19 protein-coding genes are annotated in these 15,837 nt (G+C 60.4%); 15 read left to right on the forward strand and 4 right to left on the reverse strand.

Features of this window, described 5'->3' with window-relative positions; translation table 11 throughout:
- The first annotated feature begins 63 nt into the window (after nt 1-63).
- Genes K0V07_RS03845 through trmB form a run of 3 tightly spaced genes read left to right on the forward strand, consistent with a single transcriptional unit; the run spans nt 64 to nt 2,726 of the window.
- Nucleotides 64-759 carry a response regulator transcription factor gene (locus K0V07_RS03845; protein ID WP_220623218.1) on the forward strand — a complete coding sequence of 232 codons (696 nt, stop codon included), beginning with the start codon at nt 64-66 and terminating at the stop codon, nt 757-759.
- Nucleotides 760-787: 28 nt separating this feature from the next.
- On the forward strand, nt 788-2,116 hold the full coding sequence (locus K0V07_RS03850) for an ATP-binding protein (protein WP_220623219.1): 1,329 nt from the start codon (nt 788-790) through the stop codon (nt 2,114-2,116).
- Nucleotides 2,109-2,726 carry a tRNA (guanosine(46)-N7)-methyltransferase TrmB gene (gene trmB / locus K0V07_RS03855; protein ID WP_220623220.1) on the forward strand — a complete coding sequence of 206 codons (618 nt, stop codon included), beginning with the start codon at nt 2,109-2,111 and terminating at the stop codon, nt 2,724-2,726. Before K0V07_RS03850 ends, trmB begins: the two co-directional genes overlap by 8 nt.
- A gap of 28 nt (nt 2,727-2,754) precedes the next feature.
- On the opposite strand, the gene K0V07_RS03860 is transcribed toward trmB, so the two are convergent.
- Complete coding sequence (locus tag K0V07_RS03860; RefSeq protein ID WP_220623221.1) at nt 2,755-3,252, reverse strand: methylated-DNA--[protein]-cysteine S-methyltransferase; 498 nt, start codon at nt 3,250-3,252, stop codon at nt 2,755-2,757.
- A 3-nt stretch (nt 3,253-3,255) separates the two neighbouring features.
- Nucleotides 3,256-3,396, reverse strand: coding sequence for a hypothetical protein (locus K0V07_RS03865; protein ID WP_220623222.1), 141 nt, complete (start codon nt 3,394-3,396; stop codon nt 3,256-3,258).
- A 306-nt stretch (nt 3,397-3,702) separates the two neighbouring features.
- Here K0V07_RS03865 and K0V07_RS03870 point away from each other — a divergent pair, with 306 nt between their 5' ends.
- From K0V07_RS03870 to K0V07_RS03925, 12 genes are all read left to right on the forward strand, one after another.
- The gene (locus K0V07_RS03870) at nt 3,703-4,650 is read left to right on the forward strand and encodes a F0F1 ATP synthase subunit A (protein WP_220623223.1); all 948 of its coding nucleotides are present in this window, start codon (nt 3,703-3,705) and stop codon (nt 4,648-4,650) included.
- 81 nt (nt 4,651-4,731) lie between these two features.
- Nucleotides 4,732-4,950: an ATP synthase F0 subunit C gene (locus K0V07_RS03875; RefSeq protein ID WP_220623224.1), complete on the forward strand. Its 219-nt coding sequence runs from the start codon at nt 4,732-4,734 to the stop codon at nt 4,948-4,950.
- A gap of 58 nt (nt 4,951-5,008) precedes the next feature.
- The gene (atpF, locus tag K0V07_RS03880; RefSeq protein WP_220623225.1) at nt 5,009-5,590 is read left to right on the forward strand and encodes a F0F1 ATP synthase subunit B; all 582 of its coding nucleotides are present in this window, start codon (nt 5,009-5,011) and stop codon (nt 5,588-5,590) included.
- A 17-nt stretch (nt 5,591-5,607) separates the two neighbouring features.
- The gene (locus K0V07_RS03885) at nt 5,608-6,012 is read left to right on the forward strand and encodes a F0F1 ATP synthase subunit delta (RefSeq protein ID WP_220623226.1); all 405 of its coding nucleotides are present in this window, start codon (nt 5,608-5,610) and stop codon (nt 6,010-6,012) included.
- Nucleotides 6,013-6,065: 53 nt separating this feature from the next.
- Nucleotides 6,066-7,610, forward strand: coding sequence for a F0F1 ATP synthase subunit alpha (atpA, locus tag K0V07_RS03890; RefSeq protein ID WP_220623227.1), 1,545 nt, complete (start codon nt 6,066-6,068; stop codon nt 7,608-7,610).
- A 4-nt stretch (nt 7,611-7,614) separates the two neighbouring features.
- Nucleotides 7,615-8,490, forward strand: coding sequence for an ATP synthase F1 subunit gamma (atpG, locus tag K0V07_RS03895; RefSeq protein ID WP_220623228.1), 876 nt, complete (start codon nt 7,615-7,617; stop codon nt 8,488-8,490).
- Between the two features lie 41 nt (nt 8,491-8,531).
- The gene (gene atpD / locus K0V07_RS03900) at nt 8,532-9,950 is read left to right on the forward strand and encodes a F0F1 ATP synthase subunit beta (protein WP_220623229.1); all 1,419 of its coding nucleotides are present in this window, start codon (nt 8,532-8,534) and stop codon (nt 9,948-9,950) included.
- Nucleotides 9,951-9,962: 12 nt separating this feature from the next.
- Nucleotides 9,963-10,376, forward strand: a complete 414-nt coding sequence (atpC, locus tag K0V07_RS03905; protein ID WP_220623230.1) for an ATP synthase F1 subunit epsilon — start codon at nt 9,963-9,965, stop codon at nt 10,374-10,376.
- Between the two features lie 201 nt (nt 10,377-10,577).
- Entirely contained in the window at nt 10,578-11,213 is a 636-nt protein-coding gene (locus K0V07_RS03910) for an isoprenylcysteine carboxylmethyltransferase family protein (protein WP_220623231.1), read from the forward strand.
- A gap of 61 nt (nt 11,214-11,274) precedes the next feature.
- The gene (locus K0V07_RS03915; RefSeq protein WP_220623232.1) at nt 11,275-11,814 is read left to right on the forward strand and encodes a hypothetical protein; all 540 of its coding nucleotides are present in this window, start codon (nt 11,275-11,277) and stop codon (nt 11,812-11,814) included.
- A gap of 10 nt (nt 11,815-11,824) precedes the next feature.
- Nucleotides 11,825-12,436: a guanylate kinase gene (gene gmk / locus K0V07_RS03920; RefSeq protein ID WP_220623233.1), complete on the forward strand. Its 612-nt coding sequence runs from the start codon at nt 11,825-11,827 to the stop codon at nt 12,434-12,436.
- Nucleotides 12,437-12,517: 81 nt separating this feature from the next.
- Entirely contained in the window at nt 12,518-13,129 is a 612-nt protein-coding gene (locus K0V07_RS03925; RefSeq protein WP_220623234.1) for a hypothetical protein, read from the forward strand.
- 125 nt (nt 13,130-13,254) lie between these two features.
- Here the strand turns inward: K0V07_RS03925 and scpB are convergent, their stop codons facing one another.
- A complete protein-coding gene (gene scpB, locus K0V07_RS03930; protein WP_220623235.1) occupies nt 13,255-14,034 on the reverse strand; it encodes a methylmalonyl-CoA decarboxylase in 780 nt (259 codons plus the stop codon).
- A 195-nt stretch (nt 14,035-14,229) separates the two neighbouring features.
- Entirely contained in the window at nt 14,230-15,732 is a 1,503-nt protein-coding gene (gene gndA / locus K0V07_RS03935; RefSeq protein WP_220623236.1) for an NADP-dependent phosphogluconate dehydrogenase, read from the reverse strand.
- Nucleotides 15,733-15,837 lie beyond the last annotated feature (105 nt).

Genomic DNA, 15,837 nt, shown 5'->3' on the forward strand with positions numbered 1-15,837 from the left:
AAATGTTTTCATCATTGGCAAGTCTAATCTTTTAACGCAAACCCAAGGAAAGCTATTACTTCGGTGAACAAAGATAAGAAAATCCTCGTCGTTGACGATGAACCTGACGTAACCGAGCTGCTGGACTACAAGTTGCGGCAGGACGGGTACCGCGTCTCGGTCATCAACGACCCCTTGATGATCATGGGGACGGCTCGGTCGTTCCACCCCGACCTGGTCATCCTTGATATTATGATGCCTGACCTCAATGGCATCCAGATCTGCCGCATGCTGCGTGCCGACCCCGTGATGAAGGCCGTGCCCGTGATCTTTCTGACAGCACGCGGCGAGGCCGAGGACCGCATCCGTGGCTTTGAGACGGGTGCAGACGACTACATCAGCAAGCCGTTCGATACCCGTGAGCTCCTTTTGCGCGTCAAGGCCCTGTTTAAGCGCCTGGGCCAGAGCGCCGAGGCGAACGTGGAGAAGGAAATCTCCATCGGTAAAGTGGTCATCGACATCGAAAAGCACCGCCTGAACGTAGACGGCACCGATGTGGACCTGACTGCCACCGAGTTTAAGCTCCTGCGCCTGCTGATGGAGCGCAAGGGTAGGGTGCAGAGCCGCGAAAACCTTTTGGTCAATGTCTGGAACTACGAAGCCGATATCGAGACGCGCACCGTCGATACCCATATCCGACGCCTGCGCGAGAAGCTCGAGGACCATGCCGCGATCATCGAGACCGTGCGTGGCGTAGGTTACCGGGCAGTTGACAAGTAGGCCGCTCCGCCGCCACCATTCCAGCAGCATGGAGGTCATCGTATTGCTTTTGGCGGTCTGGGTGCTGGTGTTGCTGGTGCGCTTGGCACGGCTGCGCACGCTCTTGCGTAAGTCCGCCGAGGCCATCGAGGATCGCAAGTCATTGCTGTTAAACGAGAAGGGGAACTGGCCGAAGCGCTACTACCTGGACCGTCTGGCACGTGAGATCAACACCCTGACGGATATCCGCCGCCACACCGAGCGCCGCGAGGAGAGCTATCTGCACCAGATTGAGACGGCTCTGGAAAACCTGATCGAGGCCGTGCTGGTCGTAAATGACGAAAACCAGCTCATCATGGCCAACCCCGCCGCCCGCCGCCTGCTGCGCATAGAGGGGCGCACCGAGGGTAAACGCGTGGAGAGCTATCTGCAGAGCCCGCAGTTCCTGGAGCTGATGAAGCGCATACGCGCCGGTGAGTACAGTGGCTTTCAGGAGATCGACCTCGTACGGGGTAAGAGCTCGCACACCTTTGAGATTACCGGCGCCCCGATTTCGAGTATCGACCCCCAGGCGCCAGACATGACGCTGTTTGTGCTGCACGACATCACCCGCCTGAAGGTCCTCGAAGGCATCCGCAAGGAGTTCGTGGCCAATGTCTCCCACGAACTGCGCACGCCCGTCACGATCATCAAGGGCTATTCGGACACCCTCTTGGAAGACCAGGACACCCTGAGCCCGGAGGAAATGGCCCGCTTTCTGGCCAAGATCCAGAAGAACGTCGATCGGCTACACCTGCTGCTGGAGGACCTGCTGGTGCTCTCCCGGCTGGAGTGGGGGACTGAGTCGGTCTCCAAGGAGCCATACTCGCTGCCGCAGATCATCCGCGAGCTCCAGGAGAATATCCAGCCGCGGCTCGACGCCGGTGGCCAGCGCGTCCTGCTGGACGTAGACCCGATGATCGACCGGCTGATGATCGATCCGATCAAGATTTCGCGTGTCTTTCAGAATGTTTGCGACAATATCACCCGCTATGCCAAGGGCTTTACCAAGATACAGATACGCGCTCACTTCGAAGACGGGCGCATCCGGGTGTCGATCGAAGACGATGGCTGCGGCATCCCCAGCAGCGATCTTTCGCACATTTTCGAGCGTTTTTACCGCGTGGACAAAGGCCGTTCGCGCGAACTGGGAGGGACGGGCCTGGGCTTGAGCATCGTGAAGCACATCATCCAGCTCCACGGGGGCGAAGTCTCTGCGCACAGCGTGGAGGGCGAGGGCACCCGCATCGAGTTCACACTGCCCGATACCAGCGCCGAGGCCGACGCACGCGTCAGCCGCAAGCGCCGCATATCCCAGCCTGCCGACCCCAATGTCTGAGCAAGCAACCTTTACCGGCCTGGACGGGCACGCCGCGGCGCTCGCCCGCTCACGTCAACGCTGCCGGGAGCTTTCCGCGTGGTGCCAGGAGCACCTCGACCCGGCCGAGCCCATCGTGCTGGAGTTTGGCTGCGGGCACGGTCATTTTCTGACCGCCTACGCGCAGGCTCACCCGGATCGCACCTGCGTAGGGATCGACATCATGACCAAGCGCATCGAAAAGGCGACCTCCAAGGCCGCCAAGCGCGGGCTCGACAAGCTGCACTTCCTCAAGGCCGAGGCCGATGAATTCCTGGCTGCGCTAAAAGGTCGGGCTCAGGCGGAGCTTGTGTTCATGCTGTTTCCGGACCCGTGGCCCAAGAAGCGCCACCATAAGCACCGCATGATCCAGAGTGGCTTCCTGGAGGAGCTGGCCGAGGTCACGCTGCCGGGCGGGCGCTTCTGCTACCGCACCGACCACGCTGGCTATCACCTGTGGACGGCGAACCACCTCTATGAGCATTCGCGCTGGCAGATCAGCCCGCAGGAGCCTTGGCCCTTCGAGCAGGAAACGCATTTCCAGGGTTACATGGACGCCTACCGGTCCATCGTCTCCACACGCGTGGTGTAGTCTCGGTCTGCGCTGAGCAACCGGCGCCTTAGGCGGCTTTGACCTGACTTGCCTCCTCGGCGAGCAGTCGGCGCTTGATGGTGAGGCCCCAGCGATAGCCGCCCAGCGTACCATCCCGGCGGATGACGCGGTGGCAGGGGATCAGCCAGGCGAGGGGATTACGACCGATAGCGGTGCCCACAGCACGGGTGGCACTGGGGCGGCCCACAGCCTGGGCGATATCCGAGTAGGTGCGAGTCTCTCCCGCCGGGATCGCCTTGAGGGCATCCCAGACGGCTTGCTGGAAGGCCGTGCCAACGGGCGCGGTTTCAACGTGTTCACCGGAAAAGACTTGGTCGGCCAACCACTGGGCTGCGCTGTCATCGCGGGCGAAATCACTGCCAAGTCGAGCCCCTTGCAGGGTGTCCTCCGGCTGCTCGCCAGCTTCTGGAAAGCCGAGGTAGAGTAAAGTTTTACCGCGAAAAGCCACCAGAGAGCGGCCGAAAGGGGAGGAAGCGAGACCGTAGCTGACCTTGGAGGGATTCATGCGCTAGAAGATATCCAGAGCAACGATCAATGCAAGCTGCCCCAGCAATGCGATGAAAAGTAAACTATAGACCCAGATACCGAAAAGGTCCGGGTTCAGGCGCCGTTCGCTCGGAGCAGCAGGGGCGTTAACCGGTTGACCCATGGCGGGTTGCGGGTCCGGTCGAGCCGATTTCCGCTTTTCCCAATCTGACAGGGAACCGGTGATATCCTTCGGGCTGGGCATGCGTCCAGTCATGCAAAAGGGCCAGCGACCGTCAAGCCGGGAACCATGCACGCAAAGCATAACGATTACTAATTAATGCCACGTCTGGTTGCGACCGAACCGTTGAACGTGAATAGAGAGTTGACGACAATTCCCGTGGATTCGAGTGTTGACGCGTCTAGAAGGATACGTCAATGCGTATGCCCTTTATTCAAAAATCTCTCCAGCCCTATTAGTACAATTATCATGCCCGTGCCCAGGAAAACGGCTTCTCTCATCGGCGCCGCCGCCCTTTTCACCACCCCTGCTTTCGCTAGCAGCAGTGCGGTCAGCCCCTACGCCTACGAGATCACCGAAGTGCTCGGGCTGCCGATCACCAATGCCATGCTCACCGGCTGGGTGTTGTCGATCCTGCTGATTCTTGTCATCCGCTTCATGGTCGGCCGCGCCACCCTGATCCCCGGAGCCGGGCAGGCCATGGTCGAAGGGCTCGTACAATGGGTCTATGACACGATGGCCCCCATCGTTGGCAAAAAGCTGATCAAGAAAGTCTTTCCCCTGCTCCTGTGTCTGTTCACCTACATCCTGATCATGAACTGGAGCGGCCTGCTCCCCGGCGTGGGTACCTTCGGGCACTTCGTCCCGACTCAGGAGATCAGCATGGAAGAGATGCAGGCCAAAGAGGATGCCGGCTATGTCGTGCGCGAGATTGACGGTAAGTACTATGACGGGCACTTCGAGTACTACTTCCGCCCGGTCAACTCGGACCTGAACACTACCTTGGCTCTTTCTATTATATCCTTCCTGGCGTGGATCTGGTTTGTCCTCAAATACGCAGGCCCGAAAATACTGCTCTTTGACCTATTTGGAAACAAAGCCGACAAGAACGAGGTACCCGGCTTCATCTATATACCTCTGTTCGCCATCTTTATGGGCGTCGGCCTGATTGAGGTCATCTCCATCCTGTCCCGCCTTGTTTCGCTGCCGTTCCGACTCTTCGGTAACGTCTTCGGGGGCGAAAACCTGCTGACCAGCATGCACGGCATGTTCGAGTGGGTCCTGCCGGTTCCTTTTTACTTCCTGGAGATCCTGATCGGTTTCGTCCAGGCCCTGGTCTTTACCCTGCTGACGGCTGTGTACATCGGCCTGATCTGTAACCACGACAGCGCGGAGGAACACGCCCACGCGCATTAGAGACTTTCCCGGACGGGACCATGCCAACGCGTGTGGGCGCCCGGGTTTCCAACCAAAAAGAAAAACCAACTCATACACATCATGTTCGATCTGATCGCACAAATCACCGGTGACATTGGCTCCGGCATCACGGCTGGCCTCGGCTGTCTGGGTGCTGCCCTCGGCGTGGGCTTCGTCGGTACCAAGGCTGTTGAAGCCGTTGGCCGCAACCCCGGCGCTTCCGGTAAGATCCTCGTTCAGGGCATTCTCGGCATGGCGCTGGCTGAAGCTGTCGCCTTCTACGCCCTGTTCCTGTACTAAGGCTTAAACCCTTCTATGTGTGCGGGTCGCCTGAAACGGCCCGCACCGACACTTTCCCATGATCGATCTCCTGCCCAACCTTATCGCTGCCGCCGCTGAAGTCTCCCACGAGGGAGTCGGCTCTGGCAGTGTCATCGAAAAACTGGCCGCTACCTTTCACGTAGAGTGGCACCTGCTGCTGGCTCAGGGCATCAACTTCATTCTTGTGGCCATCGTGCTGTGGAAGTTCGCCTTCAAGCCGGTCGTCTCCACCCTCGATTCCCGCAAGAAGAAGATCGAGGACGGCCTCCAGTATGCCGAGGAGATGAAGACCCGTCTGGCCGAAGCCGAAAAGCAGTACGCCGAAAAGATGAAGGACGCGGCTGTCGACGGCGCCAAGATCATCGAAGAGGCCCGCGCCAACGCCAAGACCTACCTGGAGAAGCAAACCCAGGAAGCCGTCACCAAGGCCGAAACCATCATCAACAAGGGGCACGAATCCGTCGAGCTGGAGCGCAAGCAGATGCTTAACGAGCTGCGCCGCGAAGTGGCCCAGCTGGTCGTGCAAACCTCCGGCAAAGTTCTCAACCGCGACCTTTCCGGCGAAGAGAAGACCCGCTTCAGCGAGGCCGCCGCGAAAGAACTCTACGGCAAGAACTAAGGCCCCCTTTAGCCGCAATGGACCGCAAAACCCAAGACCAACTGAAAACCTTTGCCCACAAGCTCGTGGAGCTTTCGCTCGACGAGACCGGTCGCGTCAGCGCCGAGCGGGTAGGGGGCGTCTTGACCACGCTTGAGCAGAACCCACCGCGCCACCTGCGCGCCCTCCTCAAGCAGTACCTCGTGTATATCCGTCAGGAGCTGGCCCGGAGCCAGGCTCAGGTGGAGTACGCCGGTGAGCTTCCCGCATCCACCCTGGCCGAGATCCGCCAGGAACTCAGCGAACACTACAATCGCGCGGTGGACGTAATGCCCCGCGAAAACGAAAGCCTGATCGCGGGCTTCCGGGTGGCTATCGGTGACGACGTCTACGACGCCTCTCTGGCCGGTCGCCTCCACGCCCTCGAAACCGCCATCGACTGATCCTCTTTTAATCCCTTACCCGTAAACCGTACCTCTCAGACCTCCGCATTGATATGAGCACCGTTCTTGAACAAATCCAGGCCGAGATAGCCAAGCTCGAAACCCAGGCCGTCAAAACCAATGTCGGCAACATCGTACAGATCGCCGACGGCGTGGCCCGTATCGACGGCCTCTCCGAGGCCATGTACAACGAAATGATCGAGTTCCCCGGCGGCGTGTACGGCATCGCCCTGAACCTTGAAGAAGACGACGTCGGTGTCGTTATCCTCGGGGACGCCTCCGAGCTCAAGGAAGGCGACCAGGCCAAGACCACCGGCCGCCTGCTCTCCGTCCCCGTCGGTAAGCCCCTGCTGGGCCGCGTAGTGGACGCTCTCGGCACGCCGATCGACGGCAAAGGCCCGATCGAAAGCAACGAATTTTACCCGGTTGAGAAGATCGCCCCCGGCATCATCCCCCGTAAGTCTGTGGACCAGCCGGTGCAGACCGGTATCATGGCCATTGACGCGATGATCCCCGTCGGCCGTGGCCAGCGCGAGCTGATCATCGGTGACCGCGCCACTGGTAAGACCACTGTGGCCATCGACACGATCATCAACCAGGCCCAGATCAACGAGCAGCACAAGAACGAGGACGGCAGCTTCGAGGAAGGCTTCCGCCCCATGTACTCGATCTATGTCGCTATCGGCCAGAAGCAGTCCAACATCGCCCGTACCATCAAGGCCCTCGAAGCCGCCGGTGCCATGGACTACTGCACGATCGTGACCGCTCCTGCCGCTGACAACCCGGCCAACCAGTACATCGCTCCCTTCTCCGGAGCCGCCATGGGCGAGTACTACATGAACAACGGCATGGACGCGCTCATCGTCTTTGACGACCTTTCCAAGCACGCCGTGGCGTACCGCCAGATTTCGCTCGTGCTGAAGCGCCCCGCCGGTCGTGAAGCTTTCCCCGGTGACGTCTTCTACCTGCACAGCCGCCTGCTGGAGCGTTCCGCCCGTGTCAACGAAGCCAACGGTAACGGCTCGCTGACCGCCCTGCCGATCATTGAGACGCAGGCCGGTGACGTGTCCGCCTACATCCCGACGAACGTCATTTCCATCACCGACGGTCAGATCTTCCTGGAGACCGACCTGTTCAACCAAGGCGTGCGCCCGGCTATTAACGTCGGTATCTCCGTCTCGCGTGTGGGCTCGGCCGCTCAGGTCAAGGCCATGAAGCAGGTCGCCGGTAAGGTGAAGGGTCAGCTGGCCCAGTACCGCGAGCTGGCCGCCTTCGCGCAGTTCGGCTCCGACCTGGACGCCCGCACCAAGGCCACCCTCGACATGGGTGACCGCATGGTCGAGCTGTTCAAGCAGCCGCCGCTCTCCCCGAAGCGCACCGAGGTGCAGGTCGCCCTCATCTGGGCCGTCCAGAACGACTTTATGGCCGACATCGAGGTGAAAAAAGTCACCGCCGCCGTCACTTCGCTTGAGCAGTACCTGATCGCCGGTAAGGCCGACCTTTTGAACAAGATCCGCACTGAGGGCAAACTCACCGACGATATCAGCGCCGAGCTAAAGACTGCCATCGCGGACTGGAAGAAGACCTTCGTCGCCTGATCCCATGCCGAGCACCAAGGAAATCCGAGGCCGCATCAAGGCGGTCAAAAACACCGGGCAAATCACCCGGGCGATGCAGCTGGTGGCCGCTTCCAAGATGAAGCGGGCGCAGGACGATGCCATCTCAGGCCGCCCCTACGCCATGCTTCTGGCTGAAATCCTTGAGTCGGTCGCCGACCAGGAGACGGAGTTCCGCCATCCGCTGCTGGAAGGCCGTGAGATCAAAAAGCGCGGTATCCTCGTCATTTCCACGGACAAGGGCCTGTGCGGGGCGCTCAACGCCAACTTGATCAAGGAGATCATCAAGATCAAGGACCCGGCCGCCTACGTCTCCATCGGCCGCAAGACCACGCAGTTCCTCAGCCGCACTCACCGCGAACTCAAGGCAGACTTCACCATCTCGGATAAGGTCGCCTACCACGAGATTCGCGCGGTGGTCGAGTACATACTCAACCTCTACTACGAGGGCGAGATCGACACCATCGAGGTGCTCTACAACAGCTTTATCAACACCCTCGCGCAAGAGCCGACCCTGACTCGCCTGGCCCCGATGGACCAGTTGAGGGAGCAGCTTGATAAACTGCGCAAGCGCGAGAAGTTTGACCTGGCCGAGACTTCGGCTGACGAGCGCGAGTTCCTGTTCGAGCCTGATGCGAAGTCGATTCTCCAGGAGCTGCCCAACCTCTTTATCAAGGAAGAGATCAACCACATGGCACGCGAGGCCAAGGCCTCCGAGCACAGTGCCCGTATGGTCGCCATGAAGGCCGCCACGGACAACGCCAAGACCCTCGTGGATGACCTCACCCTCGAATACAACAAGGCCCGACAGGCTGCCATCACCCAGGAAATCGTCGAAATCGCCGCCGCTGCGGCCGAATAACTCAACCCATTCCCTCTCACCCATTTACACACAGTTCGAAAATGAGCAATACCGGTAAAATCACCCAGATCATCGGCGCCGTGGTGGACGTCAAGTTCAGCGCAGACAGCGTGCCGAAAATTTACAACGCCCTGCACGTCACCTACAAGCTCGGCGAACAGGACAAGATGATCGTGCTGGAAGTCCAGCAGCACCTGGGCGACGGGATGGTCCGCGCCGTGGCGATGTCTTCCACCGAGGGCCTCGTGCGTAGCCTCGATGTGATCGACACCGGAGCCGCTATTTCCGTGCCGGTCGGTGAAGAGGTGCTCGGCCGTATCTTTAACGTTATCGGTGAGCCGGTCGACGAGCGCGGCCCGGTCGAAACCAAGGAACGCTACCCGATCCACCGCAACCCGCCGACTCTGCTGGAGCAGGACACCGAGGCACAGATCCTCGAGACCGGGATCAAGGTCATCGACCTGATCTGCCCCTTCATCAAGGGCGGTAAAGTTGGCGCCTTCGGGGGCGCGGGCGTCGGTAAGACCGTCGTCATCATGGAGCTCATCAACAACATCGCCAAGGCGCACGGCGGTTACTCGGTCTTCGCCGGGGTGGGTGAGCGCTCCCGTGAGGGTAATGACCTTTACTGGGAAATGAGCGAATCCGGCGTCATCGACCAAGAAAACATTTCCAACTCAAAGGTGGCCCTCGTCTACGGTCAGATGAACGAGCCCCCCGGTGCCCGTATGCGTGTCGGCCTCACAGGTCTGGCCATGGCCGAGTACTTCCGCGATGAAAAGAACCAGGACGTGCTCCTGTTCGTGGACAACATTTTCCGCTTCTCGCAGGCCGGCTCCGAGGTGTCCGCTCTGCTCGGTCGCTCCCCCTCCGCGGTGGGTTATCAGCCGACCCTGGCCCAGGAAATGGGTATCCTGCAGGAGCGCATCACCTCGACCAAGAAGGGCTCCATCACGTCCTTCCAGGCCGTGTACGTGCCGGCGGACGACTTGACCGACCCCGCCCCGGCCAACACCTTTGCCCACCTTGACTCGACCATCGTGCTTGAGCGCCGCATCGCCGAGCTGGGTATTTACCCGGCTGTGGACCCGCTGGCCTCAACCTCGAACGCCCTGGCCCCCGACATCGTGGGTGAGGAGCACTTCGCAGTCGCCCGTGGTGTGCAGAACGTCCTCCAGCGCTACAAGGACCTGCAGGACATCATCGCCATTCTCGGTCTGGACGAGCTCTCCGAAGAGGACCGCAAGACCGTGTACCGCGCCCGTAAGATCCAGAAGTTCCTCTCGCAGCCCTTCCACGTGGCCGAGGTCTTCACCGGCTTCCCGGGCGTCTACGTCCCCGTCGCCGACACCATCCGTGGCTTCAAGATGATCCTCGACGGTGAGCTGGACGACGTGAACGAAAACGACTTCTACATGAAGGGCTCGATCGAGTCCGTCACCGAGCCCGCCAAGGCCTAATCCCGCTTCCTCATGCCTCTGACACTGGAAATCGTCACCCCCGAGGGCAAAGCCTTCAGCGGCGAAGTTGCCGACGTGGTCCTGCCCACCGCCAACGGCGACGTGGACATCCTGCCCGGTCACCAGCCGATGATGACCATCCTCGAGCCGGGCGAGATCCAGGCCACCATGGACACCGGCCGGGAATACCTGGCCGTGGACAAGGGCTTCGCGCGCATCCAGAACGACGTGGTCTCCGTCCTCTCCGAGGGCGCGATCAACGTTCAGGAGATCGACCTGAACTTCGTCGAGGATGCCCGCCAGAAGGCTGAAGCCGCTCTGAAGAAAGCCCGCGAGGAAGGCCACGACGCTGCTCAGATCGAGAAGCTCGAGTCCCTCGCCCGCTTCGCCATGACCCAGCAACTGGTCAAGCGCAAGAAGCACTAGCGGGTTACACCCGCTGGCAATCATGGGGCTTTGCCCCATCGCTCGCTAAGGCTCGCTGCCCCTCTGTAGGGGCAGCACATTAGCATTGTCTGTGCGCTACGCGCCCTCCCTCAGGCACCTCACCGGTGTCCTGTCGGCCCTGCCACTGGCATTGAGGAAACTTTTGAACGCGGGACCGCTCAATGCCGTCTTATATCAACAATGAGTACCCTTACTGGCTTGGCCAAATCCGCCACCTTCGTGCCGTTCGAGCGGCTCCGCAAACCGGTTTCGCTTATCATCGCCTGTGCACTTATGGCCGGGGTCTTGGTCGGTGTCCCCAAGGGGTTTTGCTCGATGCCCTATGAGGGGATAGAGTTTCTCGGCATGATGATGCTCGGCTGTGCCGCCATGGGGCGCATCTGGTGCCTGCTCTACATCGCCGGGCGCAAGAATGAGGTGCTCTGCCAGTCCGGGCCCTACTCCCTGAGTCGGAACCCCCTGTATCTGTTTTCCTTTATCGGGGTCGTCGGCTTTTTCCTCGCTGCCCAGAGCGTGATCTTTGCGGGGCTGGCCGCTCTGCTCTTCCTGGCCTATTACCGTGGCGTCATCCTCAGCGAGGAGGCACGCCTGCAGACACTCTTTGGGGCGGACTTTACAGCCTACAAGGCTGAGACCCCGCGCTTCTGGCCGAGCCATCTGCGCATCCAGCGTGTGGACGAGATCATGATCAAGCCGAAGATTATTGAGCGAGGGATGTGTGAAGTGATCTGGTTCCTCATGGCCATCGTACTGGCTGACGTGATCGAGTGCCTGCACGGCAACGAGTACCTGCGATTCTTCACGTTGCCCTTCTAGGGGCATATGCGCGGAATTTAAGCTTTCCCACGCGTCCCGGCTCGGGCAAGCTGAGTGCTTCATGTCCCTCTTTCTGGCAACATTCCTGACCGGCCTGGTCCTGCTCGCACTGGGCAGCTGGTTTCTTTGGAAAGGCCCCTCCGGGCAATCCGCGTCTTTTGCCTGGATGCGCTCAACACCGGCAGCCGTCGTGCTGTTTGGAGCGGCAGCGATCTGGTTTCTGTGGCATGTTGCCCATCTGGGACAGGCGGACTTTGGTGACTACAAGCAGCTCCTGCTGCTGCTTTTCGGCGTGACCGCCCTGGGTTCGTTTTTCTTCGTAAAGGATTTCCTGGCCGTACGCGGGCTGGCGGTGCTGATCCTGTTGTCAGCCCGGCCCCTGCTCAACGCCGCCTACATGCAGTTTGACCACCCGCAGCGCCTGCTCATGGTCGCCGTCGTCTATCTGGCTATCATTGCTGCCCTAATCATCGGTGCCTCGCCTTTTCGCCTGCGAAACTTTTTCACCTGGCTCTATGCCAAAGCTACGCGCCTGAAGACCCTCGGGGGCATCCTTACCGCGTATGGCGCGGTCCTCTTTATCCTATCCTTCACCTACTAAGCCGCCCTGCATGCGTGATTCCGAGCCGACACAGGCCAAGCTGATCATCCTCTCCGGCCCAGCCGGTAGCGGTAAAACCACTCTATGCGAACGCCTGCTGGCGGAGCATCCGGACAGCTTCCGGCGCGTCATCACCTGCACCACCCGCAGCCCCCGTGAAGGCGAAGTCCACGGCGAGGACTACTACTTTCTCAGCCCCGAGGAGTTCGAGCAGCGGCTGGCGAAAGGCGAGTTTTACGAGCACGCCCAGGTCCATGGCCGCTACTACGGCACCCTCAAGAGCGAGATCGACCGCCATCTGGACGCTGGGCACCACGTGCTGCTGAACATCGACGTGCAGGGTGCAGCCTCCTTCCGGGAGGCCGAAAAGGACAGCCCCGCCCTGACAGGGCGGCTACATACGATCTTCGTCAGCGTCACCCCCGAGCAGATGCGCGAGCGTATGCTGGGCCGTGGCGACAATGACGAATCCGACATCGCACGCCGCCTGAAAAGCGCCCAGGATGAGCTGGCCCGCACCGGAGAATTTGACCACGTGATCCCCAGCGCGGACAAGGAAAGCGACTATCAACGTGTGCTAATGCTAATCAAGCGCTTAACAAGCGGCCTAACTGGCCGATAATTCGGCTCGACTTCGGTGTGTCTTATTCCATTTATTAATAGGACAGTTCTCCAAGATCTCCACATCAACGCATTACATCGTATGAAAAACCTGAGCAAACTCCTCTCTCTCACTGCCGTGGTCGCTCTCGGCACCACCAGCCTCTCCGCCATGCAGAGTGCTCCCTCCGAAGAAACCGCACCTTCGAAGACCCAGTATGCTGAAACGCTGGACAAGACAGCCAAGTCAGTCGCCACGGAAAACACCACCAAGGCCATTGACTCGCTGAAGAGCTCTTTCTCCGGCAACAAGGAAGCCAGCGGCCTCCTCAGCAGCGCCATTTCCAGCTTTAAGGGCGGCGATACGCTCAAGTCCCTCGACAACCTCAACAAACTGAGCGAACTCGACCTGACCGATGATCAGGCCAAGATCGTCGACGAGGTCAAGGGCACCGTATCGGCCTACGCCATGAACCAGAGCTTTGACACCTCCGATCCGGACATGAGCGGCCCCGTCAACAATGCCATCGCCGCCATGAAGACCGGTGACAAGGATGCTGCTGCCAAGAGCCTGACCGAAATCTATCAGATGGGTTCGCTCAGCGACGAGCAGAAGCAGGTCCTCCAGAGTGTCGCCTCCGACTACGCTGGCGTGGATTTGACCAAGGTTGGCAATGCGGTAAACGCAGCCAAGTCCGTCAAGGACATGTTCTAGAACATCTGGAGCGCACAAACGCTTTTCGATAAAAGAAGCCGTCCGGTATCCTCCGGGCGGCTTTTTTGTGGCAGGTGAGAAGCCTGACCCGGATGCGCAGCATCCAGGGTGTCGGGCATGCCCGGCTATTTACCGGTGAAGTTGGGCGGGCGCTTTTCCTTAAAGGATAGCACGCCCTCGTGGTAGTCCTCGCTATCGTAGACGCGGCGGCGCAGGCCCTGGATCTCCTCGAAGGTCTCGGCAGCCAGCGGCGACCCCTTGAGCAGGAGGCGGAACTGATGCTTGATCGCGCGGATGGCGAGCGGAGCGTTAACCGTGATGCTGTCAGCCAGCGCGAGGGTAAAGCTCTCCAGCTCGGGGGCCGGGATCACATGGTTGACCATACTCACGTTGTGCGCCTGCTGCGCGGAGATGGGCTTGGCGGTGAAGAACATCTCCTTGGCGATCTTCGGGCCGAGGACATTCAGGAAGTGGACCACGCCGGAGGCGTTATAGGGCAGGCCGAGCTTGGCCGGGGTGATGGCAAAGGTCGAGCTCTCCGCGCAGACGATCATATCGCAGGAAATACACAGGTCGCAGGCCCCGCCCCAGACCGTGCCCTCGACCATCGCGATGACGGGGTAGGGGAAGTCCTGCACACGGCGCAGGAGTACCTCCAGGCTGTCGTAGTAGTTCAGGGGGTCGCGTCGGCCGTCAGGCAGCTCCTTGATGTTGTGGCCGGCGCTCCAGACCTTCACACCCGGCTCGGCCCGCAGGATAACCGCATACACCCTGTCCTCTTCAAAATCATCAAAACCACCGACCAGCGCCTCCACCATTTCCTGGCTCAGGCAGTTGCGCTGCGCCGGGTTACTGAAGGTAAGGATACCGGTTTTCCCGTGGAGAGATTTAGTGACTAGAGGCATGCCTCCTTTTTGATCCCACAAGCAAAATGCAGCAAGGCCGGAGTTGAGCTGTCACCGCTTTGTTCCCAATCAACAAAAAACCCCGGACCGATTCGTCCGGGGTTCGTTGGGAAAGGAGACCTTACCGAGGGGGCAGGCGCGCAGCGCCGATGGGGGGCAGAGCCCCCATCAAACGGATCAAACGCCGAGCGTTTGCTAGGACTTGATCTGCGGACGCTTCGGGTCGGGCCAGTCGATGTGGAAGAACTCGCCGCGCGGCTTGTCGGTGCGCTCGTAGGTGTGCGCGCCGAAGAAGTCACGCTGAGCCTGGAGGAGGTTCTGCGGGAGATTCGCGGTGCGGTACCCGTCGAAGTAGCTCAGGGCGCTGCCGAAGCACGGGACGCTGACCCCATGAGTGACGGCGGTCGCGACGACCTTGCGCCAGTTGCCTTCCAGCTTGACCACGGTTTCCTTGAAGTACGGGTCGAGCAGAAGGTTCGCCAGGTCGGACTTGGTGGCAAAGGCGTCGGTGATCTTTTGCAGGAAGCCAGCACGGATGATACAGCCACCGCGCCAGATCTGGGCGATTTCACCGTAGTTGAGCACCCAACCGAACTCCTCGGCCGCGGCACGCATGAGCTGGAAGCCCTGTGCGTAGGAGCAGATCTTCGAGCAGTAAAGGGCGTCGTGGATGGCCTGGATGAGCGCGTCCTTGTCGCCTTCGTACTTGGCGGCGGGGGCGGCGATTTCCTTGGAGGCGGCCACGCGCTCTTCCTTGATCGCGCTCAGGCAGCGGGCGAAAACAGCCTCGGCCACAGTCGGAGCGGGCACGCCCAGGTCCAGGGCGCTGATCGAGGTCCACTTACCGGTGCCCTTCTGGCCAGCGGTATCGAGGACGATGTCCACAAAGGCGGCGCCGGTCTCAGGATCGTGCTGGGCGAGGACTTCGCCGGTGATCTCGATCAGGAAGGAGTCGAGGATGCCGGTGTTCCACTTCTTGAAAATCTCGGCCATTTCCGGGGCGGAGAGGCCCAGAAGGTTACGCATGAGGTCGTAGGCTTCGCAGATCATCTGCATGTCGCCGTACTCGATGCCGTTGTGGACCATCTTCACGTAGTGGCCAGCGCCGTTCTCACCGATGTAGGCGGTGCAGGGCACGCCACCTTCGACGGGCTTGCCGGGGGCGGCACCTTCGAGGGGCTTGCCGGTCTTGGCGTCGACCTTGGCGGAAACGGCTTCCCAAATCGGCTTCAGGTAGTCCCAGGCCTCGGGCGTACCGCCGGGCATGAGGGAGGGGCCGAAGCGCGCACCTTCTTCACCGCCGGAGACGCCGGAGCCGATGAAGCGGAAGCCCTTGGCGGTCAGATCCTTCTCGCGGCGGATGGTGTCGTTCCAGTTGGCGTTACCACCGTCGATGATGATGTCGCCCTCTTCGAGGAGCGGGACGAGGCCGTCAATAACGGCGTCCGTGCCGCGACCGGCCTGGACGAGGATGATAATCTTGCGCGGGCGCTTGAGGCTGGCGACAAAGTCTTTCAGCTCGGCACAACCGACGAGGCCACCGGGGGTATCCGGATGCTTGGCCACAAACTCCTCCATCTTGGAGGTCGTCCGGTTGTAGACAGAGATCTTAAAGCCGTGGTCGGCGATGTTGAGAGCGAGGTTTTGGCCCATGACGGCGAGGCCGACGAGACCGATATCGGAGATTGCTTCTGGCATAACTTACACGTGTTGGATTAGGTCAAAGTGTAGCAAGCCCGACCATCGGTCAAGCCGCAAGCGAGAGTTTCAGGTTCAGGGCTGGGGATGCAATGAAAAAGCGCC

Origin of the sequence: Ruficoccus sp. ZRK36 (assembly GCF_019603315.1) — a bacterium.
Lineage (GTDB): Bacteria > Verrucomicrobiota > Verrucomicrobiia > Opitutales > Cerasicoccaceae > Ruficoccus.